Annotated in this window: 28 protein-coding genes; 17 read left to right on the top strand and 11 right to left on the bottom strand. The window is 37.6% G+C overall.

Translation table 11 applies throughout. The features are described 5' to 3' along the window. Positions 1 to 169: 169 nt before the first annotated feature. Complete coding sequence (locus M3183_RS12060) at positions 170 to 772, bottom strand: DUF502 domain-containing protein (protein ID WP_251469918.1); 603 nt, start codon at positions 770 to 772, stop codon at positions 170 to 172. 119 nt (positions 773 to 891) lie between these two features. Here M3183_RS12060 and M3183_RS27445 point away from each other — a divergent pair, with 119 nt between their 5' ends. Then, positions 892 to 1,065, top strand: a complete 174-nt coding sequence (locus M3183_RS27445; protein WP_396953719.1) for a YjcZ family sporulation protein — start codon at positions 892 to 894, stop codon at positions 1,063 to 1,065. Between the two features lie 75 nt (positions 1,066 to 1,140). Here the strand turns inward: M3183_RS27445 and M3183_RS12070 are convergent, their stop codons facing one another. Then, entirely contained in the window at positions 1,141 to 2,502 is a 1,362-nt protein-coding gene (locus M3183_RS12070) for a TrkH family potassium uptake protein (RefSeq protein WP_251469919.1), read from the bottom strand. A 258-nt stretch (positions 2,503 to 2,760) separates the two neighbouring features. On the opposite strand from M3183_RS12070, the gene M3183_RS12075 reads away from it, so the two are divergent. From M3183_RS12075 to M3183_RS12120, 10 genes are all read left to right on the top strand, one after another. Further along, positions 2,761 to 4,113: an aspartate aminotransferase family protein gene (locus tag M3183_RS12075; protein ID WP_251469921.1), complete on the top strand. Its 1,353-nt coding sequence runs from the start codon at positions 2,761 to 2,763 to the stop codon at positions 4,111 to 4,113. Next, positions 4,113 to 4,805 (top strand): CoA transferase subunit A, encoded by a 693-nt coding sequence (locus M3183_RS12080; protein ID WP_251469923.1) that lies wholly within the window; start codon positions 4,113 to 4,115, stop codon positions 4,803 to 4,805. The genes M3183_RS12075 and M3183_RS12080 overlap by 1 nt, the downstream gene beginning before the upstream one ends. Continuing rightward, positions 4,790 to 5,455: a 3-oxoacid CoA-transferase subunit B gene (locus tag M3183_RS12085; RefSeq protein ID WP_251469926.1), complete on the top strand. Its 666-nt coding sequence runs from the start codon at positions 4,790 to 4,792 to the stop codon at positions 5,453 to 5,455. Before M3183_RS12080 ends, M3183_RS12085 begins: the two co-directional genes overlap by 16 nt. Positions 5,456 to 5,477: 22 nt before the next feature. Then, on the top strand, positions 5,478 to 6,749 hold the full coding sequence (locus M3183_RS12090; RefSeq protein WP_251469928.1) for a peptidase: 1,272 nt from the start codon (positions 5,478 to 5,480) through the stop codon (positions 6,747 to 6,749). A gap of 144 nt (positions 6,750 to 6,893) precedes the next feature. After that, complete coding sequence (gene ablB / locus M3183_RS12095; RefSeq protein ID WP_251469930.1) at positions 6,894 to 7,748, top strand: putative beta-lysine N-acetyltransferase; 855 nt, start codon at positions 6,894 to 6,896, stop codon at positions 7,746 to 7,748. A gap of 58 nt (positions 7,749 to 7,806) precedes the next feature. Beyond that, a complete protein-coding gene (locus M3183_RS12100; protein WP_251469932.1) occupies positions 7,807 to 9,201 on the top strand; it encodes a sigma-54 interaction domain-containing protein in 1,395 nt (464 codons plus the stop codon). A gap of 188 nt (positions 9,202 to 9,389) precedes the next feature. Next, the gene (gene kamA / locus M3183_RS12105) at positions 9,390 to 10,811 is read left to right on the top strand and encodes a lysine 2,3-aminomutase (protein ID WP_251469933.1); all 1,422 of its coding nucleotides are present in this window, start codon (positions 9,390 to 9,392) and stop codon (positions 10,809 to 10,811) included. A gap of 11 nt (positions 10,812 to 10,822) precedes the next feature. Beyond that, a complete protein-coding gene (locus tag M3183_RS12110; RefSeq protein WP_251469935.1) occupies positions 10,823 to 11,107 on the top strand; it encodes a YokU family protein in 285 nt (94 codons plus the stop codon). A gap of 106 nt (positions 11,108 to 11,213) precedes the next feature. Next, positions 11,214 to 11,441, top strand: coding sequence for a YozE family protein (locus M3183_RS12115; protein WP_251469938.1), 228 nt, complete (start codon positions 11,214 to 11,216; stop codon positions 11,439 to 11,441). A gap of 129 nt (positions 11,442 to 11,570) precedes the next feature. Next, positions 11,571 to 12,266, top strand: coding sequence for a hypothetical protein (locus M3183_RS12120; RefSeq protein ID WP_251469942.1), 696 nt, complete (start codon positions 11,571 to 11,573; stop codon positions 12,264 to 12,266). 4 nt (positions 12,267 to 12,270) lie between these two features. On the opposite strand, the gene M3183_RS12125 is transcribed toward M3183_RS12120, so the two are convergent. Further along, positions 12,271 to 12,435: a hypothetical protein gene (locus M3183_RS12125; RefSeq protein ID WP_251469944.1), complete on the bottom strand. Its 165-nt coding sequence runs from the start codon at positions 12,433 to 12,435 to the stop codon at positions 12,271 to 12,273. A gap of 176 nt (positions 12,436 to 12,611) precedes the next feature. Here M3183_RS12125 and M3183_RS12130 point away from each other — a divergent pair, with 176 nt between their 5' ends. Then, a complete protein-coding gene (locus M3183_RS12130) occupies positions 12,612 to 12,782 on the top strand; it encodes a YozD family protein (RefSeq protein ID WP_251469946.1) in 171 nt (56 codons plus the stop codon). Between the two features lie 194 nt (positions 12,783 to 12,976). Beyond that, complete coding sequence (locus M3183_RS12135; RefSeq protein WP_251469949.1) at positions 12,977 to 13,285, top strand: YodL domain-containing protein; 309 nt, start codon at positions 12,977 to 12,979, stop codon at positions 13,283 to 13,285. 353 nt (positions 13,286 to 13,638) lie between these two features. On the opposite strand, the gene M3183_RS27100 is transcribed toward M3183_RS12135, so the two are convergent. After that, positions 13,639 to 13,770, bottom strand: a complete 132-nt coding sequence (locus M3183_RS27100; protein WP_285879542.1) for a hypothetical protein — start codon at positions 13,768 to 13,770, stop codon at positions 13,639 to 13,641. Between the two features lie 195 nt (positions 13,771 to 13,965). Between M3183_RS27100 and deoD the strand changes: the two genes are divergently transcribed. The 3 genes from deoD (at position 13,966) to M3183_RS12150 (ending at position 17,309) form a co-directional block, all read left to right on the top strand. After that, complete coding sequence (deoD, locus tag M3183_RS12140) at positions 13,966 to 14,670, top strand: purine-nucleoside phosphorylase (protein ID WP_251469952.1); 705 nt, start codon at positions 13,966 to 13,968, stop codon at positions 14,668 to 14,670. Between the two features lie 190 nt (positions 14,671 to 14,860). Then, entirely contained in the window at positions 14,861 to 16,342 is a 1,482-nt protein-coding gene (locus M3183_RS12145; RefSeq protein WP_464513942.1) for a lmo1851 family serine protease, read from the top strand. Between the two features lie 145 nt (positions 16,343 to 16,487). Next, positions 16,488 to 17,309: a hypothetical protein gene (locus M3183_RS12150; RefSeq protein ID WP_251469958.1), complete on the top strand. Its 822-nt coding sequence runs from the start codon at positions 16,488 to 16,490 to the stop codon at positions 17,307 to 17,309. 59 nt (positions 17,310 to 17,368) lie between these two features. Here the strand turns inward: M3183_RS12150 and M3183_RS12155 are convergent, their stop codons facing one another. The 6 genes from M3183_RS12155 to M3183_RS12180 all read right to left on the bottom strand — a co-directional run bounded on the left by M3183_RS12155 (position 17,369) and on the right by M3183_RS12180 (position 20,118). Beyond that, the gene (locus M3183_RS12155) at positions 17,369 to 17,614 is read right to left on the bottom strand and encodes a DNA alkylation repair protein (protein WP_251469961.1); all 246 of its coding nucleotides are present in this window, start codon (positions 17,612 to 17,614) and stop codon (positions 17,369 to 17,371) included. A 737-nt stretch (positions 17,615 to 18,351) separates the two neighbouring features. Beyond that, positions 18,352 to 18,552: a hypothetical protein gene (locus M3183_RS12160; protein ID WP_251469964.1), complete on the bottom strand. Its 201-nt coding sequence runs from the start codon at positions 18,550 to 18,552 to the stop codon at positions 18,352 to 18,354. A 19-nt stretch (positions 18,553 to 18,571) separates the two neighbouring features. Then, positions 18,572 to 19,036 (bottom strand): Hsp20/alpha crystallin family protein, encoded by a 465-nt coding sequence (locus M3183_RS12165; protein WP_251469967.1) that lies wholly within the window; start codon positions 19,034 to 19,036, stop codon positions 18,572 to 18,574. A gap of 70 nt (positions 19,037 to 19,106) precedes the next feature. Beyond that, positions 19,107 to 19,583: an Hsp20/alpha crystallin family protein gene (locus M3183_RS12170; protein WP_251469971.1), complete on the bottom strand. Its 477-nt coding sequence runs from the start codon at positions 19,581 to 19,583 to the stop codon at positions 19,107 to 19,109. A 27-nt stretch (positions 19,584 to 19,610) separates the two neighbouring features. Continuing rightward, positions 19,611 to 19,853: a spore germination protein gene (locus M3183_RS12175; RefSeq protein WP_251469974.1), complete on the bottom strand. Its 243-nt coding sequence runs from the start codon at positions 19,851 to 19,853 to the stop codon at positions 19,611 to 19,613. A gap of 22 nt (positions 19,854 to 19,875) precedes the next feature. Continuing rightward, positions 19,876 to 20,118, bottom strand: a complete 243-nt coding sequence (locus M3183_RS12180) for a spore germination protein (protein ID WP_251469977.1) — start codon at positions 20,116 to 20,118, stop codon at positions 19,876 to 19,878. 213 nt (positions 20,119 to 20,331) lie between these two features. Between M3183_RS12180 and M3183_RS12185 the strand changes: the two genes are divergently transcribed. Then, entirely contained in the window at positions 20,332 to 21,102 is a 771-nt protein-coding gene (locus M3183_RS12185; RefSeq protein WP_251470188.1) for an SDR family oxidoreductase, read from the top strand. 63 nt (positions 21,103 to 21,165) lie between these two features. Here the strand turns inward: M3183_RS12185 and M3183_RS12190 are convergent, their stop codons facing one another. Then, complete coding sequence (locus M3183_RS12190) at positions 21,166 to 21,723, bottom strand: GNAT family N-acetyltransferase (RefSeq protein ID WP_251469980.1); 558 nt, start codon at positions 21,721 to 21,723, stop codon at positions 21,166 to 21,168. Positions 21,724 to 21,841 lie beyond the last annotated feature (118 nt).

Here is a 21,841-nt window from a genome sequence, read left to right on the forward strand (position 1 = left end):
AGAATATACAGACCCTTTCAAAGGGTAGCAAGTAATACCAATACCCTTTAAGGGGTGGCAAAAGCGGCAAAGGCAATAGAGGCTTGAATTAAATGAAAGCCAGCGCCTTTAGACGCTGGCCGGTAATTAGGCTTATAGCCGTTGTTCAAACCACCCGTTGGACGGGTGGTCATGATTGCGAGCTTTCTCCTTTTTGATTTGAAGAAGACGTCATCCCTCCTGATAAGACGAATTTCATAGCATCCTCCGGTTTTACATCGATAATTTCCACCTGCCCTTTAGGGACCAAAAAAGTGACGCCTGCGACTTGAAAGGTTTGTGGAATATAGACAGCAACATGGTCTTTTAACGGGCTGTAAAAGCCGTCTAATTCTTCAGAAGTAATAAATCCAATACTGCGCATTTCAGTTCCAGGAATCATAACAAGAGCAACCTTGGAAAAGGATTTCTTTTCACCTAAGAATGACTGGATGGTGTCTTTAATAACGGAATAAATGGTTTTGACAACAGGTATTTTTTCAAGCAGGTAGTCAATAAGTTTAATGATTTTCCCCGTAAAATACTTCGTCGACATCCATCCTAAAATAGTGATTAAAATAATGGTCGTAAGTAATCCAATCCCTGGGATATAATCACCTCTTAAGTAAGGTCTTAATGAATTTCCCAGTATACCATCCAAAAATAAAAAAGTTTTATAAATAACATAAACAACTAAAAGGATGGGGACTATTGTTAGAATACCATTAATAAAGCTTTTTAAAATTGTTTTCATTTCATTCACCCAATTTTTATAATGTCCTATAAATAATATAGGCGGATGCACATTCAGGTCAAGCACCTACTACATAAAGTAACAGAGAAAAGACACAATCTTTAGAGGAGTGAATGCTAATGTATGGACTTGGCGGATATGGTTATGGAATGGACGGATGCTGCGGTTATGGGTATCCGGCAGCTGGAGGCTGTGGTTATGGCGGCGGCTTTGGATTCGGATTTGGCGGTTTTGCGTTAATCGTTGTATTATTTATTCTGTTGATTATCATTGGTGCAAGCTGGGCTTATTAAAGATGAAAAATCAGAGGCTGACTCATTTGAGAGTCAGCCGTTTTGCTGTGTAAAACAGGCCGTTTTATGCGGCACCTATCCAATAATAACTTTTTCCTTCGGGTAATGAATTTTTTCTTTACTGCCTTTTCCCCTCAGCATTAGAAGGCAGGTAACAATGCCCACCCTTCCAATAAACATAAGAATGATAATTAAAATCTTTCCAAACCAAGTTAAATGCGGTGTCAAGCCTAATGACAATCCGTTCGTACCGAAGGCTGAAGACACTTCAAAAATAACCTCGATGACAGATCCTTGCTCGGTAATGGAAAGGATTAAAATGGATGCTAAACATAAAAAAGCCCCTGTACTCAAAACTATAAATGATTTAATTACATCGTCCTGCTTCAATTCTCTTTTAAATATTTTAATGGAACTCTTTCCTTGTGCATAAAAAACAATCGCTAAAATGACAATCGCAAATGTTGTGGTCCGTATTCCACCACTGGCACTGCTTGGAGATCCGCCAATAAACATTAAAAGAGACATAAAAAGCTGATTACTAGGAGTGAATTCATTGAGATCTGTTGTTGCAAGTCCAGCGCTTTTGGATGTAATTGAATGAAACAATGAATAATAAATGGAATCATACCAGCTTTTATGAGCAAAAAAGTGATGAATATCCAATAGATAAATAAAGACAGCCCCTAACAAAGTAATGATAATAAAGGTAAAGGTGGTCAGCTTTGTAAACAAGGTAAAATGAAATTTTTTCTTATCTTTATATGTAAAAATAAATTCATACACTTCGACAATAACTGGAAATCCTATTGCTCCAAAGATAATTAATAACATAATCACAAATTGAACGAAGTAGTCATTCTGAAAAGGAATCAGCGAATTTCCGGTTATATCAAATCCGGCGTTTGTTGCAGCACTTATAGCGGCAAAAAATCCGTGTTTAAACGCAGTAATACCGCGATCGTAATCATCCAGAAAACATAGGCCTAAAGTAATTCCCCCGACAATTTCAATCGTAATAAAAATAACAAAAATCCGTTTTGCCAGCATGACTAATCCGGCAAGATTGGATTGATTCTGATCAATCATGATGAGCTGTCTTTCTTTTAATCCAACCTTTTTTCCAATCATTACCCAAAGAAAAGTGCTTAAAGACATGACCCCAAGGCCGCCTAACTGTAAAAGTAAGCAGAGCAGAAAAATCCCAAAATTATTGAAAGTATCTTTAATCGAGATTACAGTCAACCCGGTGACACTGACGGCACTTGCAGCTGTAAATAAGGCATTAATAAAACTAAGCTCGGTATTTGGCTTTAGAAGGAAAGGAATTTTTAGTAATAAGGTGGAAATTACCAATGCTGAAAGATAAAAAATCACAATTAGTTGAAATGTTGATAATTCCTTTGACTTATTTTGAATTTTTTTAATTGTACCCATATTTATTTCATTCCTCATATATTCTAAGTGTTATTTTATAATAACATAGGAAAAAGTAAAAGATTGACTAATAATACAAAATTTCTTGGTGAGTAACAGGCATCTTGTGCCTGTTTTTTTCTTTGGGCAGATGAAAGAAACAATAAATTGAATCATATAATTTTGATAAGGTTCATTTTTTTTAAATTACACTGGTTTTAGAGCCGTATCTTAAGGTGCAAAATTTATACTTATCCTTGCAAAAGGAAGTGAAATCTTGTGAAACGTTCTTTTTTAATTAAGCCCATTTTGGATGAGGAATATCCGGTCATTGATTACGGAAAAGGCATTTATTTATTTGATATTAATGGCAAAAAATATTTGGATGCAGCTTCAGGCGCGGTAACAGCCAATATTGGCCACGGTGTAAAAGAAATTATTAATGCCATGGATGAGCAGGCAAGAAAGGTCTCGTTTGTTTATCGTTCCCAATTTACTAGTGAAGCAGCTGAAGATTTGGCTTTGAAACTTGCAGAAATGATGCCTGGAGACCTTAATTGGAGTTTTTTTGTTAACAGCGGTTCTGAAGCTACTGAGACAGCGATGAAAATAGCTATTCAATATTGGCAGGAAAGGGGAATTCATACAAAGACAAAAGTGCTGTCCAGATGGGTAAGTTATCATGGAATTACAATGGGAGCACTTTCTATGTCCGGGCATACAAGCAGAAGGGCCCGTTTTGTATCTCTTTTGGAGGAGTTTCCGGTCATCAATCCCCCTTATTGTTACCGTTGTCCCTATAACCTTAAAGCACCCTCGTGTCAATATCCCTGTGCACATGAACTTGAAACTGCCATTCTAAGATATGGGGCAGAGAATATTGCTGCTTTTATCGCTGAACCAGTGATTGGAGCGGCAGGCGGCGCAATTGCACCACCAGAGGATTATTTTAAAATTATTAAACAAATTTGCGAGTCAAATGATATCTTATTCATCGCCGATGAGGTCATGACTGGTTCTGGGCGTACAGGGTTTATGCTTGCTTGCGAACAATGGGGAATTATTCCTGATATAGCCGCATTAGGAAAAGGCTTAGGTGCTGGTTATGCACCTATTGCTGCTGCTGTTGCCTCTGAAAAGGTCATGGAGCCGATTTTGGCAGGTTCAAAACAGGTTATGAGCGGGCATACATTAAGCGCAAATCCGCAGTCATGTGCCATTGCTTTAGCTGTTCTTCAATATATTGAAAGTAACAAAATTATGAGTCAGGTAAGATCTAAAGGAGATTATTTAAAATTAAAGCTAGAAAGCTTACAAGAGCAATATTCATTTATTGGCAATATCCGAGGTAAAGGACTAATGCTTGGAATTGAATTTGTTTCGGACCGTCAAACAAAGACCCCATTTCCACGCAATGCTTTCATCACACAAAAAATAGTGAATCTGGCGAAAGAAAAAGGATTAATCGTCTATCCTGCAGGTTCTGGTATTGATGGGGTGAATGGAGATTCCATTATTATCTCCCCGCCGCTGACTATTACAGCTAAAGAGATAGATGAATTGATAACCCTATTAGATGAAACGTTTAAAACATTTAGAACGAATGAATCTGGTATGGCTGGTGTTACCTAATGAAAAATAGATTTGAAAAGATGACGACGTTAGAAAATGTCCTTAAATTTTTTCATGATGGAATGACTCTTATGTTTGGCGGCTTCGGCGGGGTTGGGTCTCCGCCGACAATCATTAACGGCATCCTTGAAAAAGGAATAAAGAATTTAACATTAATCGGTAATGATACCGGATTTCCACATATTGGAATAGGCCAGCTGGTCAGTCAGGAAAGAGCAGCAAAGGTTATTGCGTCCCATATTGGCTCCAACCCTTTTGCCGGCCAAATGATGCATGAGGGAAGGCTTGAGGTGGAATTTTCACCTCAGGGGATTTTAGCCGAAAGAATTCGAGCAGGTGGGGTTGGTCTTCCGGGGGTCTTATCTGATATTGGGATTGATAATGAAATTGTGAAGAAAGGCAAAAACATTATTCAGCTTAATGGGAAGGAATATCTTGTAGAAACAGCGTTAACAGCAGAAGTATCCATCGTATATGCAAAAAAGGCGGATGAATATGGCAATTTGATTTATGACAAAAGTGCTCGTAATACTAATCCTCTGGTGGCGATGGCAGGAAATATTACCATTGCAGAGGCAGAGGAAATCGTTCCACTCGGCAGTCTGGATCCTGAAGAAATTGTTACCCCCGGCGTCTTTGTCGATTATGTCATTCCATCTAAAGGGGTGAATTGGAAATGGGCATGGGAATAGAGATTCGGAATAAATTGGCCAGGCGTGCCGCTGAAGAAATTAATCACGGTATGGTAGTCAATTTAGGGATTGGAATGCCATCGCTGGTTCCAAACCACTTACCCAAAAATATAACCGTAATGTTCCATGCGGAAAATGGTATTACCGGGATGGGCCCTAGCCCAATTAAAGGAGAAGAAGATGAATATCTCTGTAATGCCGGCGGACTTCCTGTCACTTTAAACACGGGAGGGTCCTATTGTGACAGTGCTGCAGCTTTCGCAATGATCCGTAAAGGCAGGGTGGATATAACAATTCTTGGGTCACTGGAGGTTAGTGAAAAAGGGGACTTGGCAAATTGGATTGTTCCTGGTAAAAAGGTGCCTGGGATGGGTGGTGCCATGGAGCTGGCACAAAAGGCAAAAAAAGTTATTGTTCTGATGAATCATTGTGATAAGCACGGAAATGCAAAGATTGTAAAAGAATGTACATTGCCATTAACGTCAAGCAGATGCGTTAATCTGATTATTACAGAACTTGGGGTTTTTGAGGTAACCAGCCAGGGATTGGTGCTGACTGAACTTTTTCCTCCCTATGATATGAATAAAGTAATGAAATATACAGGCTGCGATTTCCTAGTCAGTGATGAGTTACGAAGAATAACCTATTAACCACTATAAAGGAGTGGGATTATTGAAGGACGAAGAAATCAAAATCAGGTCATGGCTAAAGGCGAATCGTGAAAAGGGAATTAAACTGTTAAAAAAAATGGTTCAAGAAAATAGTACGAGAGGAAACGAAAGCAGCACTCAAGCTGTAATTATTGAAAAGTGCCGTCAGCTTGGGTTAAAGCTCGATATTTGGGAAATGGGCGGAGATGAGTTAAAAAACCATCCAGCATTTTTCTGTGACCGTGAGAACTTTGAAGGAAATCCAAACCTAGTTGCTGTGTTAAAGGGAACAGGGGGCGGCAAATCGATTATTTTGAACGGTCATATTGATGTAGTTCCAGTTGGGGATGAAGCAAGTTGGAAACATGACCCTTTTGGCGGCCATATCGAAGACGGCAAACTATATGGCAGGGGTGCAACCGATATGAAGGGGGGGAATGCCGCCCTAATACTGGCGATGGAATCAATCATTGCAAGTGGAATTGAGCTGAAAGGCGACATAATTTTCCAAAGTGTGATAGAAGAGGAGAGCGGAGGAGCTGGCAGTCTGGCAGCAGTTTTGAGAGGCTACCGGGCAGATGGAGCAATCATTCCAGAACCGACCAATATGAAAATTTTTCCAAAGCAACAAGGATCTATGTGGTTTAGAATAACCATACCAGGAAAGGCAGCACATGGAGGAACTCGTTATGAGGGTGTAAGTGCTATTGAAAAAGCAGTTTTAGCAGTTAAGAAGTTACAACAACTAGAGAAAACAAGAAACAACAAAATTACTGATCCGCTTTACAAAAGCATCCCAATTCCGATACCTATTAATATAGGAAAAATTTCAAGCGGCGAATGGCCATCATCCGTCCCTGATGTGGCTGTAATTGAAGGAAGAATGGGTGTAGCACCTGATGAAAACATGGAAGAAGCACAGCTTGAAATGGAATCCTGCATTCAGGAACTAAATGAACAGGATGCATGGCTGAAGGATAATCCTATTAAAATTGAATGGTTTGGAGCTAGATGGCTGCCAGGAAGTTTGCAAAACGATCATCCATTGATGAATGACCTTGTAAATAGTTTTATAGAAATTAAGGGAAAAGAACCTGTTATCGAAGCGAGTCCATGGGGAACAGACGGTGGAATATTATCAAATGTTGGCCATACACCCACTGTGGTATTTGGTCCGGGAGTAACAGAAGCGGCACATGATGCTGATGAGTATATTGTTCTTGAGGATCTATTTTCCGCAAGCGAAATCATTGCACTGACTATTTTAAGATGGTGCGGGAGTGGTTCAGAGTAATAATTTTGCAGAATCGGAAGGACCTTGGAAAAACAGTAAACGGATAAATTTTACGGATGCGCTTCTTGAAGTATGTCTGGCTTATTTCCTGGCCAGACATTTTTTTAAGAAGGACTTATGATAAAAATGAAAGGGGAGAAATAGATGATCCAACTGCCGGTTGTAACTTGTCTGCAGGAACATAAGTATTTTATGAAGGTTTGCCATGATCTTTTTAATAAAAGAATCCGTGTAGATGACTATCGCGGTAATATTCGTTACGTATTACAAAAGGCTGAGGAATTAGTACACGAACAGCAGATAGAAAAGCTGATTATTAAAGGGCGCTTCGAGGATACGATATCTTTTTATGAGCAGGGATTCCAGCCTGAAGTTATGGTGGACGGGTATTTTCTCGGCAACGATGCTTGGTTTTTCTCGAAATTTTTTACGTCAGAACGCAAAAAAAATGACCATTGGATGACAGAGGACCGGATTATTCAAAGTGTTTATCAATTATCCCCAAATGACCAAAGAAATCATACTCCCAAGGAATATGAATTAAAAAAAGCGGAACCAAATGATGCTGAAAAGTTATCCGCTCTTTACAAGCAGGTTTTTCAAATTTACCCGACACCGTTAAATGATCCAGAATATGTGAGAAAGACGATGGAGGATGGGACGATCTATTATGCCTTCTTTTTTGAAGGGGAAATTGTCAGTGCTGCTTCGGCAGAAATAAATTCGTTTTACAAAAATGCTGAATTAACAGATTGTGCAACACTGTCAACACATCGAAAGTATGGCTTGATGAAATTATTATTGCAGGAGCTGGAACAAGAACTCATCCGAAATGGTATATTTTGTACCTATTCGATTGCAAGATCCCTGTCATTTGGCATGAATGGTGCCCTTTATCAGCTTGGCTACAAGTACCGCGGCAGATTAATGAATAATGTCTATATTTATGACAAACTTGAAAATATGAATATGTGGGTAAAGAATCTGGCAAATTGCTAAAATTCCGGCTCTTACTGCCAATTTTTCGGCGCCTCATCAAAGTAAAGAGGGTGATAGCTTGGGCCAACTTACCGTACTGACTCAAGAGGTATTAGCGGCCATCCTAAAAAGTATTGATGAAGGGATTCACGTGGTAAATACAGAAGGAAGGACGATTTTTTATAATGAGGTGGCGGCCAAGCATGATGGAATGGAAGTTAAAGAGGTATTAGGGAAACATCTAATTGCAGCATTTCCATCACTAACGGAAGAATCCAGTACTTTGTTAAAGGTGGTTAAAACAGGTAAACCAATCTATAACCAAACACAAGTGTATGTAAACGTGCATGGGACGAGAATTGACACCATGAATACAACACTGCCTATTTTTGTTGAGAATGAAATTATTGGCGCTGTTGAAATCGCCAAAGATTATTCTCGCATGAAAATGCTTGCCGAACGTTTATTAGATCTTCAAAAGGGTTTCAAAAAAAGCACCAGAAAAAGAACGGCAAGGCAAATTAATTATACATTAAATGATTTATTAACGGTGAGTCCTCCTTTTTTGAAAATGAAGGAAGAAGCAAGAAAACTGGCAAAATCTGATTCTCCTATACTAGTGTATGGAGAGTCAGGTACAGGAAAGGAATTATTTGTTCAAGGAATTCATCACGAATCACTTAGGGCGGACGGGCCATTTATTGCTCAGAACTGCGCTGCTATTCCTGAAACATTGTTGGAAAGTATATTATTTGGAACATCAAAAGGGAGTTATACTGGTGCAGTGGAACGAAAAGGATTATTTGAACTTGCTGATGGGGGGACCCTTTTTTTGGATGAATTACATGCAATGCCGATTGAGTTACAGGCAAAACTGCTTCGTGTTCTGGAAGACGGCATCATACGAAGGGTAGGTGGATCCGAGAATATTATTGTGAATGTCCGTGTCATTGCAGCGGTAAACATGCATCCAAGAAAAGCACTGGAAGAGCAAAAACTAAGATCTGATTTATATTATCGTCTTAATGTATTTACGTTTTCCCTCATTCCACTAAGGGAGCGGAAAGAAGATATCCGGTATTTGACTAATTATTTTATGGGATTTTTCAATAACCAGCTGCGCAAAAACATTCAAGGAATGGAGGACAAATTAGAATTATTCTTTATGGATTATTATTGGCCCGGAAATGTTCGTGAATTAAAGCATACAATTGAATATATGATGAATATCTGTGAGGAAGAGAAGCTAGGTTTCAATGATCTGCCTGTTATGTTAAAACAGCAGGCATCTCCCATGCGGAAATTGAAACAAAAGCTCGATAGTCTGTCGCTTAGAAAGAATGTTGATGAACTGGAAAAAACGCTTATTGGAAAAGCAATGGAACAAGCAAATGGGAATATTAATCAGGCGGCAAAGCTTTTGGAGGTTCCTAGACAGACATTACAATATAAACTCAAAAAATTTTCTATTTAAGGTGCTGAATTTTCGGCACCTTTTCATTTTTGTATTGAAGAATACCTGTTAAAAAGTTAGTAACTATGTTGATTTAGGGCTGATAGCGGTATGTTTGGAGAGTAAATCAACGTTCAAGTACTGGATTAAACAGTTGGCACAATTCTTGCATTATTTAGTAAGTAAGAAAGATTGGAGGAACTGATAGTATGAAACAATTTTTATATAAGCCAAAAAGGCATTGGAAAGATATAGAACTGTGGAAAGATGTGACGGAAGAACAATGGAATGATTGGCTGTGGCAGTTAACCAATACGATTCGAACTTTAGAAGACTTGAAAAAAGTCATCAATCTTACTCCAGATGAAGAAGAGGGTGTCAGAATTTCAACAAAAACCATCCCTTTGAATATCACCCCATATTATGCTTCTCTAATGAATCCTAATGACCATCGCTGCCCGATTCGCATGCAGTCAGTGCCTATTTCAAAAGAAATTAATAAAACAAAATATGATTTGGAAGATCCGTTATACGAAGATGAAGATTCACCAGTACCAGGATTGACGCACAGATATCCGGACCGGGTGTTATTTCTGGTCACCAATCAGTGTTCAATGTATTGCCGGTACTGTACAAGAAGGCGTTTTTCAGGACAAATCGGTATGGGGGTTCCGAAAAAGCAGCTGGATGAGGCCATTTCGTATATTCGCCAAACACCAATGGTAAGGGATGTATTAATTTCCGGCGGTGATGGACTTCTTATCAACGATAATATTTTAGAATATATATTAAAGAATTTACGTGAAATTGACCATGTTGAAATTATTCGTATAGGCACCAGAGCACCCGTTGTATTCCCGCAAAGAATTACCGAAAATCTTTGTAATATCTTGAAGAAGTATCATCCAATTTGGCTGAATACTCATTTTAATACATCCATTGAGATTACAGAAGATTCGAAGCGAGCCTGTGAGATGCTGGCAAATGCAGGGGTGCCGGTTGGAAACCAGTCTGTCATTCTGGCGGGTATTAACGACAGTGTCCCAATTATGAAAAAACTCATGCACGACTTAGTGAAAATTCGTGTTCGACCATATTATATTTACCAATGTGATTTATCTGAAGGTATCGGCCATTTCCGTGCCCCAGTCTCTAAAGGACTTGAAATTATTGAAGGCCTGCGGGGCCATACGAGCGGATATGCTGTGCCAACCTTCGTAGTAGATAGTCCTGGCGGAGGAGGAAAGATTGCTCTGCAGCCGAATTACCTGATTTCACAAAGCCCCGAAAAAGTAATCCTCCGGAATTTTGAAGGAGTCATCACCTCTTACCCTGAGCCGGAAAACTATGTGCCAGGAAGGGCGGAGGATTATTTTAAAGAAATTTATCCGGACATGGAGGAGAAGAAATCCCTTAATGGGATAGCAGGAATTATGAATGATGAACATTTTAACCTTGTTCCGGATGGCTTATCGAGGCTGAACCGCAGGAGTGCATACCATCAAAATCCTGAGCATCGAACCTTAAAGGACAAACGGAGTAAAAGGGATGAGTTAAAAGAGAAGAAATATCAGGCTTTAATACAAAAGGAAAGTCAACATGATACAGCAGCAAAGAAAACAACGGAATAGAGGTGGGAACTTTGACTTTTACATGCGAATGGTGTGGTAGTTTAAACGTAAAAAACGTTCCTGGCTCGGTATTTTGGGAGCTTCCGGATGGGACCCGGGCAATCGAAATAACTGAAACTCCAACCTTTAACTGTTCAGATTGCTCTATGATTTACCAAAGTGAGGAGGTTGTAAAAGAAATAGAAAACCAATTATTTTTAGTTGATTGCAAACAAATTGGAAAAGTAATTTCTTTCAAGGAATTAATGCAGCTTCCAAGGTTATTGAAAAGAAACTATTTTGATTTTGATTCATAAACAAAAGCAGCCTGAAGAACGGGCTGTTTTTCTTTTCTGGACGAGGACGGCCTAATCAATTATAGTATATAAAAAGATAGCTAATTGAAAAGAAGGCGTTTATTTTATGAGGAAATCTTTCTATCATTTTTTAATGAAATACAGACATCCCCAGCCGAAGGACTCTATTAGTCATTTTGCCAATGATGCTTTTATGGATCACAGCTTTCCGAAATACTCTGATGATTATTACGAAATAACATCCTATCTTGAATTAAATGGTCATTATTTACAGTCAATGTCTATATTTGATGAAGCATGGCAATTATATACTATGTCAGAAAATAATATCTGAATTCAATTGATTCGCCTTAAATTTTGAGGCGAATTTTTCATTTTAGCAAGGAGAAAGCGCGTTTAAGTTCCCCCTCGCATATACTATTGTAATTAAAATAACGGTTATCATTTGAGGGGATGGGAGGAAATGACAGGGCGAAAAAAACCAAAGTACAAAATCGGTGATACAGTCGTCATTACGATTTATGGCACCGTTGGAAAAATAACTGATGTAAAGTGGCTGGAAGGAAATTATGTTTATGAGGTGAACAAGAGTCAGGGATTGTATATGGAATCAGCGCTTGAATTGCTTTCGGAATTTGATGGGACAGTGATGGAGCAGGAACATATTGATATAGAGTATAAGTTTTTTATCGGGGATTTAGTTCAGGTAAGCGGCTATGGGGCTGAATTATTTAAGGTGGTGGGCTTTCGGACTGAAATTTGGCGATACAAAGAGGATGCCTGGGAGGATGTGATTTATGAGCTGTCAAGAATCAGCGATGGAGAATGGCTTGAAGCAGGTGAAGAAGAACTAACTCTTGTTGCAGATGCCGAAAGTGCTGATACGTTTATACAAAAGCTAGGCCTTCTATACTTAGTCAATAAACAGGAAAAAACATTTACAAATTCGAGTTTGCAAAATATGGTGAGAAAAGCTGAACTTGAAGAAATGGCAAAGAAAAAAGAAAAGAAGGAATTAATTGACAACCTTTTAGATATCTTTAATGATTATCGAATTTTATATGAATTATTTCATGACCCAGAATATTACCAGGTAATGCGCGTGATCTTAAGAAAATTAGAAAATTTAGCAGGTAATGATGGAAAAAGCCATGTATAGTTTATCATTTTGCCATTTCAATTAGTAAATATATAAAAAACGGAATTCCACCCCATTTGATGATAAAAAACATCGTATCAGTTATTTTCTCAAACAATTGAAGAGTATTACCATCTTCCATATTAACATCTTCCACCCATTTAGCCAGCTTGGTTTGTAAAGTAGACATTTTATCACCTCAAGAGAAATCTTTACAACCATCCTATGCTTGTCCAAATGAAAAATGACTGAATATATTTAATAAGTTCCATAATGCTAAGCAATTTACAGTTTGGCCAGCCCAGCAAAGTTACTGGCATGAAAAGCCTTGAACACTCATACATTCTCTAAAAAGGGGGAGATGAATTGAAGGAAATTGAGGTATTTATCGATACAGAAGAAATTGCCGAATTCTTTTTCCATGAACTCGTAAAAAGAGGTTATGTACCAAATGAAGATGAATTAGAAGAAATCGCGGACATAACCTTTGAATATTTAATTGAAAAAAGCATTATCGATGAAGAGGTGGAGGATTAAACATTCATAAAGTCATAAAATCCACTTTAAATATAAAATTCTTAAAACGAGCAGATACATGATGCTCGCTTTTTTGTTTGTCTTTTTTCAAAATGATCATTCGACAAAATTTGCGGTTTTTCTTTGAAGGAATTGACTAGGTCCACCTCTAATTAATAGAACAGGCAAAAAATTCTACTTATTGGAGGGATATAATGATAAGGGCTTTATCTAGAAAAAGCAGTATGCAATATGACGTGACCATTTTTCAAACGTCCAAGCAACGTGATAAAAGAGGTCATCAACAAGTCTATCGATTAAATATCCCGGCTGACAGCCGAGAACATTGCCTGCAGGAGACGTTTAGCCGCTTTAATGTAACAGATAGAATCCCTGCCAATTATAATGGGCGTTTTTTATCTACAGGGGATATTGTAATGATAGATGAGGGCCGCGGCGGACAATATTATTTTCAATTAAAACCTGGAGGCTGGGTGCCGATTAATCGAATAGCATTACTGTAAAGAAAAAGAAGCTGCCCCAAAAGGTTGGTGGATCACTCCTTTGGGTAAGCTTCTTATTTTTAATTTTTTTTGCAAAATATCATAAGGGAGAATTTAAGCGAAGACAAGAAGACTTCTTGTTAATGCTAACGTTTTCCCTTTGTATAAAGGCAGAGTCAGGAAAGCAATTCAGTGTCAAGCAGGAGTATGGGGCAGGGGAGCCCACGCAGGAAATTTAACGGCAAGAGGAACCCGGAACTCTTATCACTTGTGCCTTGGGCAAATTCACAGAGACATAAACAAAAAGGGGATGCCCCTAATTATATGTAAACTTTGGGACAACCTCTTTTTTTAAACCTATTACTTTCAAATTTTTAATTACCTTTTCGGCCGCCGGTAGCTTGATGTTCTTTCGCATGTGCCTCGTGTTCTGCTGTAATCGCTTCAGCAGGAATATGATTATTCTTTTTGGGTGAATTAATTCTTGCACGATTTTTCTTTCCCATATTAATTTCCTCCCATTTCATTGCAAGAAGGTTGAACTCTTAGCAATGTTTATAAGTGTAAATCAGTACTAGTATTCCACACTATAAATAAATCATGTCTCTTTTTCAGCTGGTGTTTTTCATTGAAAAAAGTTTATGATATATTGGCTATGGAAACTGTTAAGTGTAAATATATTGATTGGAGGACTTATTATTATGAGTATACATATTGCGGCGAAGGAAAATGAAATAGCTGAAACAGTATTGCTTCCTGGGGATCCGTTAAGGGCAAAATATATAGCGGAGACTTTTTTAGAAGGGGCAGTCTGTTATAACGAAGTTCGAAATATGTTTGGTTTTACTGGTACATACAAAGGAAAAAAAATCTCTGTCCAAGGAACTGGAATGGGTGTCCCGTCCATCTCCATATATATTACAGAGTTAATGCAAAGCTATAACGTGAAAAACTTAATCCGTGTTGGGACATGTGGTGCCATACAAAAAGACGTTAAGGTTCGAGATGTAATTCTTGCAATGACCAGCTCAACTGATTCGAATATGAACCGTCTTACATTTGGACATGTTGATTATGCACCTGCAGCAAATTTTGACCTGTTAAGAAAAGCTTATGATGCAGGAGTAGAGAAGGGATTAAATTTAAAAGTAGGAAGCGTATTTACTGCCGATTCCTTTTACAATGATAATGCTGATCATGAAAAATGGGCAAAATACCAAATTTTAGCTATCGAAATGGAAACCGCGGCACTCTATACGCTGGCAGCCAAATTTGGACGTAATGCTTTATCAGTACTTACTGTCAGTGATCATATATTAACGGGTGAAGAAACGACAGCTGAGGAAAGACAATTAACGTTTAATGATATGATTGAAGTTGCTTTAGAAGCAGCCATTAAGGAATAATCTGCTTTCGGACCTCTTTCTAATGAAAGGGGTCTCGCGCATTTACATACTTTCATTCACTTATTCACTTTTCTTTGTTATTTTTATTAAAAAGATGTTATTCTAAACACTAAGAGGTTTTCTATTATGCGGATTGAAGGAGTTTTTTTCGTGTAAGTTTTATCTTTGGTTAATGAAAGTGGTGAAGGCTTTGGAAGATGAGAAAAAGGAAAAAGAAAAGGTTGAACAAGAGCAGACGATTGAAAATAAATCCAGCTTTATTCACTTAAAAAAGTTCCATTTTATTATGCTGCTATTTTTAATTGTATTTTTATCCGTTGGGATTACAGCAGTGGCTCTTTCATGGGGCGATGATAAAGTGGTTACAGTGGCAGGAAGTGAACGAACTGAATTTAATAAGCTGTATGATACCTTTGATACATTGAAAAATAAGTATTATACAAAAACAAATGACCAAAAGCTTATTAATGGGGCGATTAACGGCATGGTAGAAGCCCTTGATGATCCATATTCCGATTATATGAGTAAAGAAGAGGCAAAGAATTTTCAAAGTACAATTTCTTCTTCTTTTGAGGGAATTGGGGCGGAAATTCAGGAAAAGGATGGACATATTGTCATTGTATCCCCAATAAAAGGTTCCCCTGCAGAGAAGGCTGGATTGAAACCGAATGATATTGTTTTATCTGTAGACGGGAAAACACTGCAAGGAAAGAATTCCACTCAGGCAGTTATGATGATTCGAGGAAAAAAAGGCACAAAGGTAGAACTATCCATTAAACGGCCTGGAAATGAAAATCCATTAACTGTCCCAATAGTACGCGACGAGATTCCAATTGAAACCGTTTATGGTGAAATGGTGGAAAAGGATATTGCCAAAGTCCAAATTACCAGTTTCTCAACGAATACATCAAAAGAACTTGCGGACACCTTAAACAATTTACAGAAAAAGGGCATGAAAGGGATTGTATTAGACTTACGTCAAAATCCCGGCGGATTATTAGATCAAGCAGTCAGAATTTCAAGCATGTTTGTTCCTAATGGAAAAGTAATTGTGAAAGAAGAGGACAGAAGCGGAAAAATAACTGAAATTAAATCCGAAAATGACGGTAATCCTGATTTTCCGATTGTCGTATTGATTGATAAGGGAAGTGCAAGTGCATCTGAAATTCTTGCGTCTGCAGTAAAAGAATCCGCAGGTATACCTCTTGTTGGGGAGAAATCGTTTGGTAAAGGAACCGTGCAGACGACCGCAGATTTTAAGGATGGCTCGAATATTAAATATACGATTGCTAAATGGCTCACACCAAATGGCAACTGGATTCATAAAAAAGGAATCGAACCAGATGTTAAAGTAGAGCTGCCGGAGTATGCAACATTATCTATTATTGACCCAGACAAGGCTTTATCCAAGTCTAATGCTTCTGCAGAAGTTCAAACAGCACAAAAGATGTTAAAGGCAATCGGTTATGATCCTGGCAGAACAGATGGATTTTTTGATGAAAAGACAAAAGAAGCTGTAATGGCATTTCAAAAAGCAAATAAACTTAAAGCAGATGGTGTTTTAAAAGGTGACTCCACTATCAAGCTAATGGAACAGCTTAGAGAAAAGATTCAAAAAAATGATACCCAGCTTAATAAAGCTGTAGAGGTATTGAAAGATAGAATGAAATAAATTCCGTTAAAAACTTAACGAAATGGATTGGATGAAAAAGCGGATAGGCTGATCCGCTTTTTTGTTTTGCCATATAAAAATATGAATGATAAGCTCCCCTTAAGGTAATTCTTTTAATGTGAGTATTTCAAAAGGGGGAAAAACAGTGAAAAGTACAGCAGTTATCCTTCTATTTCTTCTATTCCTCCTATACGGCAATGGAACAGTGGAAGCTGCTAATATAAGTTATAAAATTGAAATGCCTAATTGGAAAGATGTTAATCATATTTTGCCTAAGTATACAAAATTCACCGTCTTAGATATAGAAACAGGAAAAAAATTTAAAGTTCAAAGAAGAGCTGGAAGTAATCATGCAGATGTACAGCCATTAACAGCTAAAGATACCAGTATCATGAAAAAAATTTATGGAGGAAAATGGAGCTGGAAACGAAGGGCAATAATTGTCATTCATAAGGATCAATGGATTGCAGCTTCTATGCATGGAATGCCGCATGGTGCAGGTGCATTACAAAATAATTTTCCCGGCCATTTTTGTATCCATTTCTATGGCAGTACAACACATCGTACAAATTTAATGGATTTATCCCACAAGCTGATGATTTTGAAAGCAGCTGGAAGATTAGATGAATACTTAGCTAAAGCAAACCCTTATGATGTCATTTATGCTTACTTTACTGCTTTTAAACAGCAAGATGAGCGTATTGTCTCGAAGGTTTCCTTACAAAAAGTCAACTGGCGGACAATAATCCCTCAAATGGAGAATGTGAATTTATCCCGGCTGGAATACTTGCCTCCCGAAGATCTGACGGAAGAGGTCAGCCTTGATGTTCCAATTGATGTGGAATGGTATAATCAAACAGGCAGACATTTATTTCACGGGGACATTCATTTAATCCGATTTTCTCCTCAAGAAGCATGGAAAGTGGATTCCCTTCATTTTTTGAAGGAGAATTATTTAATCAAATAAAACACCTTTATTAACGAATTAGGTTAATAAAGGTGTTTTTTTAGTCTTTAGCACTTTTCTTACATCTGCTGCTCTCCAAACTTAATAAAGGTCCGTTCATCCTCAATTAATCCACATGTTCCGCACTGGATCCGATATTCTGGTCCAGTATACGGATGGTGAAATGGTTCCAAATCGTTTTGATTATATTCCCTTATAACATCCCCTGTTTGCGGATCAAGTTTAACTGATTGGGCAACTTGATGAATCATATTAAATCTGATACGGTTTGTTTTACAATTTGGACAACGATAGGGTGTAGACATAAAATTCCCCTTTCAAATTTTAATTTTTACCATTATGTTCTGCAGGAAAGAAGGTAAATATGTAAATTAAAAAGGACAGCGTATTAAATTAAGTAGTTACGAAAATGTAGAGAATATCTAAAACCACAACACAAATAACATAAGAATTCGTTGCATCAATAACAAGTAATTATCAATACAACTAGCACACAAAAAAGCTCTTTAATATGGAGAGGTTGTACAAGTCGTTAAACGCTGAGGCAAGTTTGATAAATAGGCGGAGTAATTTCCCTTGAGTAACAAAAAACACTGAAAATAGCTAAAATAGACGGAGGGTTTCCGCCTATTGACTCGAAAAATGTGAAAATAGGTAATTTTGCTTTGGATAAGCGGAAAACCTCCCCTTATATTCCCTGAAATGAGCTCCATTCAGTATTTAGCGGAAAAATCTCCGCTTATTTTACCTTCGCCGGTTACCCAATTATGGATTAGACTACTTATGTTTCAAAAAAACCAAGTGAACCTCAGTAAAAAACAACCTAGCCATTTGCATAGGAATTAACATAGTAATTAGCACATTGACAACAACTATTGTCAATATGTTTTTTAGGCTGCGATTTTGCTGACTAATTAAAGTGGTTATAGCTCTTGGTCGTTGATATATAAGAGGAAAATAGGAGACAAAATCGTATGCGGCTTTGTCTCCTATTTATCATGCTGTTTGGTATGTTTCTCCACCGAAACGGAACTACTTAGTATTAAATGCTGTCCCTGTGATTTTTTTCAAATGGAGAAGGATGCTTAATTTTTTTTCCTAGTTTTTCTTTAATAATGGCTGAAAAATCACCTTCATAGACAGAACCGATATTGATGGAGCCTGAAACGTCATTTATTTCTATTTCACCAAAATTATGGGAGGAATCAACTTTTCTAATAATCAACTTTTTGACCTTTACCATAAGCCTTCCCCCTCGTATATTAATCATCTTTTTGAGAAAGGTTTATTGGGATTGATTCCATTTCCTCCTGGTTGATGGCCATGGCAATATATAAAACACCATTATTCATTTCTGATTTTACTTGATCAATTTTAATTGGATAGGGGAGTGCTATCTCCTTTTTAAAGGACCTGCTTGGACGCTCTTTTAAAAAGTACTTTCGGTGTTGTTCGAAAGATCTAAATTCTCCTGAAATGGTAATCATTTGTTCTTGGATGGAAAGATGTAATTGGTCTTTCAATACACCAGGAACCTCAATTTCAGCTTTTAGATAGTGGTCAGATTCATATAAATCACACTTTGGAAAAAAATCCATTACCTTAAAAGGGTTAACATTCCCATTAGAGTTATTTTTCTTAGAAGTATCGAAAACATTATTCCAAAACGCCTCTGATTGAAAAGCTTGAGCTGCATCCATCCACTTCTTTAATTTATCAATTTCCATGGTATCACTCCCTGCGAAGAACCATTATTTCATCTTACTAAATTAGTAAGAAAAACATGAAAAAATTATTTTACATAATTTCTGTTACATCAATTTGTGAATACTGCATATCAATATTTTTGGGGATTTTTACTTCAAGAACTCCATCTTTGTAATTGGCGGCGGCCCCTTTCTTTTTTACAATTGCCGGCAGCGTTATGGTATGCTTATCATCCTGTTCTGGAATGTGTTCGAGAATTAATTGGTTTGAAGTATGATATAGGCGAAGTTTTTTTAACCATTCTTCATCTTTAATCGGAATTCTTACAAATACATAATCATGAGTTTCAAATGCAGAGGAATTTAGGCTGCCTGTTGATGAGGGGTGACTAGGAGCGGAAGATTGAAAACCATTAAAGAAGTCGGTTGGGTTCATCATTCCTCTCATATTATCGGGCATAGCTTTCCCAATGATATCCTGGACATACTTATCAATTTCTCCAGGCTTCATTTTCTGCATAGATTCTTTCATGTCTTTATTAAAAGGAAAAATATTCCATGGAAACATTCTTTTTCATCCTTTCATTTGAGGCAGTTATATTTGGTTAAGAATTGGAGTAGATGGGTTGAAAATTTGATCTTGTTCACTTATATCCACATCCGCATAATTATTAATATGGCCGGAAGTGGCTGGAGAAAGGTCACCAAAGGCCATATTCGTGCCGATTAATTTAGTATTGGATGTATGCGAGTTCTGGACAATAGGTCCAAAATCAATATTGCCATTATTATTGATGGCATTTGTTTTGATGTTAAAAATGTTTATTTGAAAAGGCATTTGTTTTTCAGTCCTTTTTAGATTATACGGGATTAGAATAAACGTTTGATGGGTTTGCAATATCTCCCATATCATTGACATCCGGATCAATAAAGACATTTTCCATGGCAGCATTTGGCGGTGCATAATCCCCGTAAGATACATTTTCGCCTTGAGATTTAGTAAGGGCTGAATGAGCATTATGAAGTGCTTCACCGATGTTGACAGACCCATTATTAGAAACACTGTTAATTTTAAAGCTAAATATATTGATAACAGTTTGCAATACTGTCACATCCTTTTTTAAAGATGATCTCCTTTAGAAAGGAGGAACATTTCTTTTTGATAACACATCCTATGCAAGCAAATGCCTATTCGTTATTAATTCTTTATTTCAGTGAATTATTTGGATAGAAGGGGTAAAAAATTTGCATATATGATGGTTTCTTTTTAACATAAAATAAAGAGAAAAATTATGATGAATGGAGAGGTTATGCTTGTGAATAAGAAAACTGCGTTGATTACGGGGGGAGCTTCCGGAATTGGAAAAAAAACCGTAATTCACCTTGCGGAAAAGGGCTTCCAAATCGCTATAAATTACCGAAACAGTAAAGATAAAGCCATTTCATTAGCGACTCATTTGAAGGAATGTTATGGAGTCAACTGTGTCACAGTGCAAGGCGATGTAGCCAGTCAAACAGACTGTACCCGGATTGTAAGCGAGACCCTATCTGCATATGAAACAATTGATGTTTTAATTCACAACGCTGGTCCTTACATACATGAACGAAAAAAAATGACCGATTATTCCTTTGAAGAATGGAACTATTTGTTAAACGGAAATTTAACCTCTGTCTATTATTTATCAAAGCTCATTATTCCAAGGATGCGCAAGCAAAAATGGGGAAGAATCATTACTTTAGGTTATGATCGGGTTGAATCGTCTCCAGGCTGGATGTATCGCTCAGCATTTGCTGCAGCCAAAACCGGCCTTGCTTCACTCACAAGAACGATTGCCATGGAAGAAGCAGAGAATGGAATTACAGCCAATATGGTTTCACCAGGTGACATAACAAATGAATGGAAAGAAAAAGATATTAAAGAATCGTGGAAGGCAAAAGCTGCGGGGCAAATGACTGGAAGGGAAGGTACCGGGGAAGATATTGCCAGAGTGATTGGCTTTCTTATTGATGAAAAGTCAGATTTTATAACTGGGAGCATTATACCAGTAACAGGCGGGATGGATGTCTTAGGTAAAGCATTTAAATAAATGTTCCTTTTGCCATATATGAATAGGGTTCTATGGAAAAAGCAATCGGCAGGCCGATTGCTTTTATGCTTCTAGTAAATGAGAATCTGATTGTAAAGAACCGCTCCTTAGGATATGAAGTGTATATAAATCCTTAGGTATTTCAAATAAATCGTAAACATCCCCATTAGCATTTAATTGCCCATACAACGCTTTACGTGTCTCGTTTGCATTGAGAATGTAAGGAAGTTTTTCTGCGGCTTTTCTTGATCGAATATTTACCTTGCGAATCCGCATAAAAACTGTTTCAATTCCAATCTCGTAAAATAACTCTTGGAAAAAGGCATCCTTAGCCATACTATTATAGCCCTTCCCATGGTATGGATTTCCGAGCCAGGTTCCTAAGAAGCCTGCTTGGTTTTCAATATCAAATAAGCTGATTGTTCCGATAGGAGCTCCCCACTCATCCAAAATCGTTCGGGAAATTAATTCTCCACGCTCTTCAGCTTCTATAATTTGTTTAGTGATAAATAAAAATTCATCGTACGATTCTGTTTTATGACGCACAAAAGGGAAGACATCTGGATGCATCATCAATTCATACAGTACATGACAGTCCTCAAGGTCACGTTTTTTGAGCATGAATACCCCTCCAATTAGGGCAGTCCGCTCCCGTGGAAGATTGCGGCCCACCCTCGAAATTTTTTATAAAAGTAACGTAAAAAATTCCGGGGTGGGAATCGAACCCACTAGAACCAGT

The organism is Neobacillus mesonae, assembly GCF_023715155.1.
Classification (GTDB): domain Bacteria; phylum Bacillota; class Bacilli; order Bacillales; family Cytobacillaceae; genus Neobacillus; species Neobacillus mesonae_A.

Excerpts from the sequence above, each read along its gene's own strand:
- M3183_RS12060 (WP_251469918.1), bottom strand. The coding sequence starts at position 772 with ATGAAAACAATTTTAAAAAGCTTTATTAATGGTATTCTAACAATAGTC.
- M3183_RS27445 (WP_396953719.1), top strand. The coding sequence starts at position 892 with ATGTATGGACTTGGCGGATATGGTTATGGAATGGACGGATGCTGCGGT.
- M3183_RS12070 (WP_251469919.1), bottom strand. The coding sequence starts at position 2,502 with ATGGGTACAATTAAAAAAATTCAAAATAAGTCAAAGGAATTATCAACA.
- M3183_RS12080 (WP_251469923.1), top strand. The coding sequence starts at position 4,113 with ATGAAAAATAGATTTGAAAAGATGACGACGTTAGAAAATGTCCTTAAA.
- M3183_RS12085 (WP_251469926.1), top strand. The coding sequence starts at position 4,790 with ATGGGCATGGGAATAGAGATTCGGAATAAATTGGCCAGGCGTGCCGCT.
- ablB (WP_251469930.1), top strand. The coding sequence starts at position 6,894 with ATGATCCAACTGCCGGTTGTAACTTGTCTGCAGGAACATAAGTATTTT.
- kamA (WP_251469933.1), top strand. The coding sequence starts at position 9,390 with ATGAAACAATTTTTATATAAGCCAAAAAGGCATTGGAAAGATATAGAA.
- M3183_RS12115 (WP_251469938.1), top strand. The coding sequence starts at position 11,214 with ATGAGGAAATCTTTCTATCATTTTTTAATGAAATACAGACATCCCCAG.
- M3183_RS12120 (WP_251469942.1), top strand. The coding sequence starts at position 11,571 with ATGACAGGGCGAAAAAAACCAAAGTACAAAATCGGTGATACAGTCGTC.
- M3183_RS12125 (WP_251469944.1), bottom strand. The coding sequence starts at position 12,435 with ATGTCTACTTTACAAACCAAGCTGGCTAAATGGGTGGAAGATGTTAAT.
- M3183_RS12135 (WP_251469949.1), top strand. The coding sequence starts at position 12,977 with ATGATAAGGGCTTTATCTAGAAAAAGCAGTATGCAATATGACGTGACC.
- M3183_RS27100 (WP_285879542.1), bottom strand. The coding sequence starts at position 13,770 with ATGGGAAAGAAAAATCGTGCAAGAATTAATTCACCCAAAAAGAATAAT.
- deoD (WP_251469952.1), top strand. The coding sequence starts at position 13,966 with ATGAGTATACATATTGCGGCGAAGGAAAATGAAATAGCTGAAACAGTA.
- M3183_RS12155 (WP_251469961.1), bottom strand. The coding sequence starts at position 17,614 with ATGTCTACACCCTATCGTTGTCCAAATTGTAAAACAAACCGTATCAGA.
- M3183_RS12160 (WP_251469964.1), bottom strand. The coding sequence starts at position 18,552 with ATGGTAAAGGTCAAAAAGTTGATTATTAGAAAAGTTGATTCCTCCCAT.
- M3183_RS12165 (WP_251469967.1), bottom strand. The coding sequence starts at position 19,036 with ATGGAAATTGATAAATTAAAGAAGTGGATGGATGCAGCTCAAGCTTTT.
- M3183_RS12170 (WP_251469971.1), bottom strand. The coding sequence starts at position 19,583 with ATGTTTCCATGGAATATTTTTCCTTTTAATAAAGACATGAAAGAATCT.
- M3183_RS12175 (WP_251469974.1), bottom strand. The coding sequence starts at position 19,853 with ATGCCTTTTCAAATAAACATTTTTAACATCAAAACAAATGCCATCAAT.
- M3183_RS12190 (WP_251469980.1), bottom strand. The coding sequence starts at position 21,723 with ATGCTCAAAAAACGTGACCTTGAGGACTGTCATGTACTGTATGAATTG.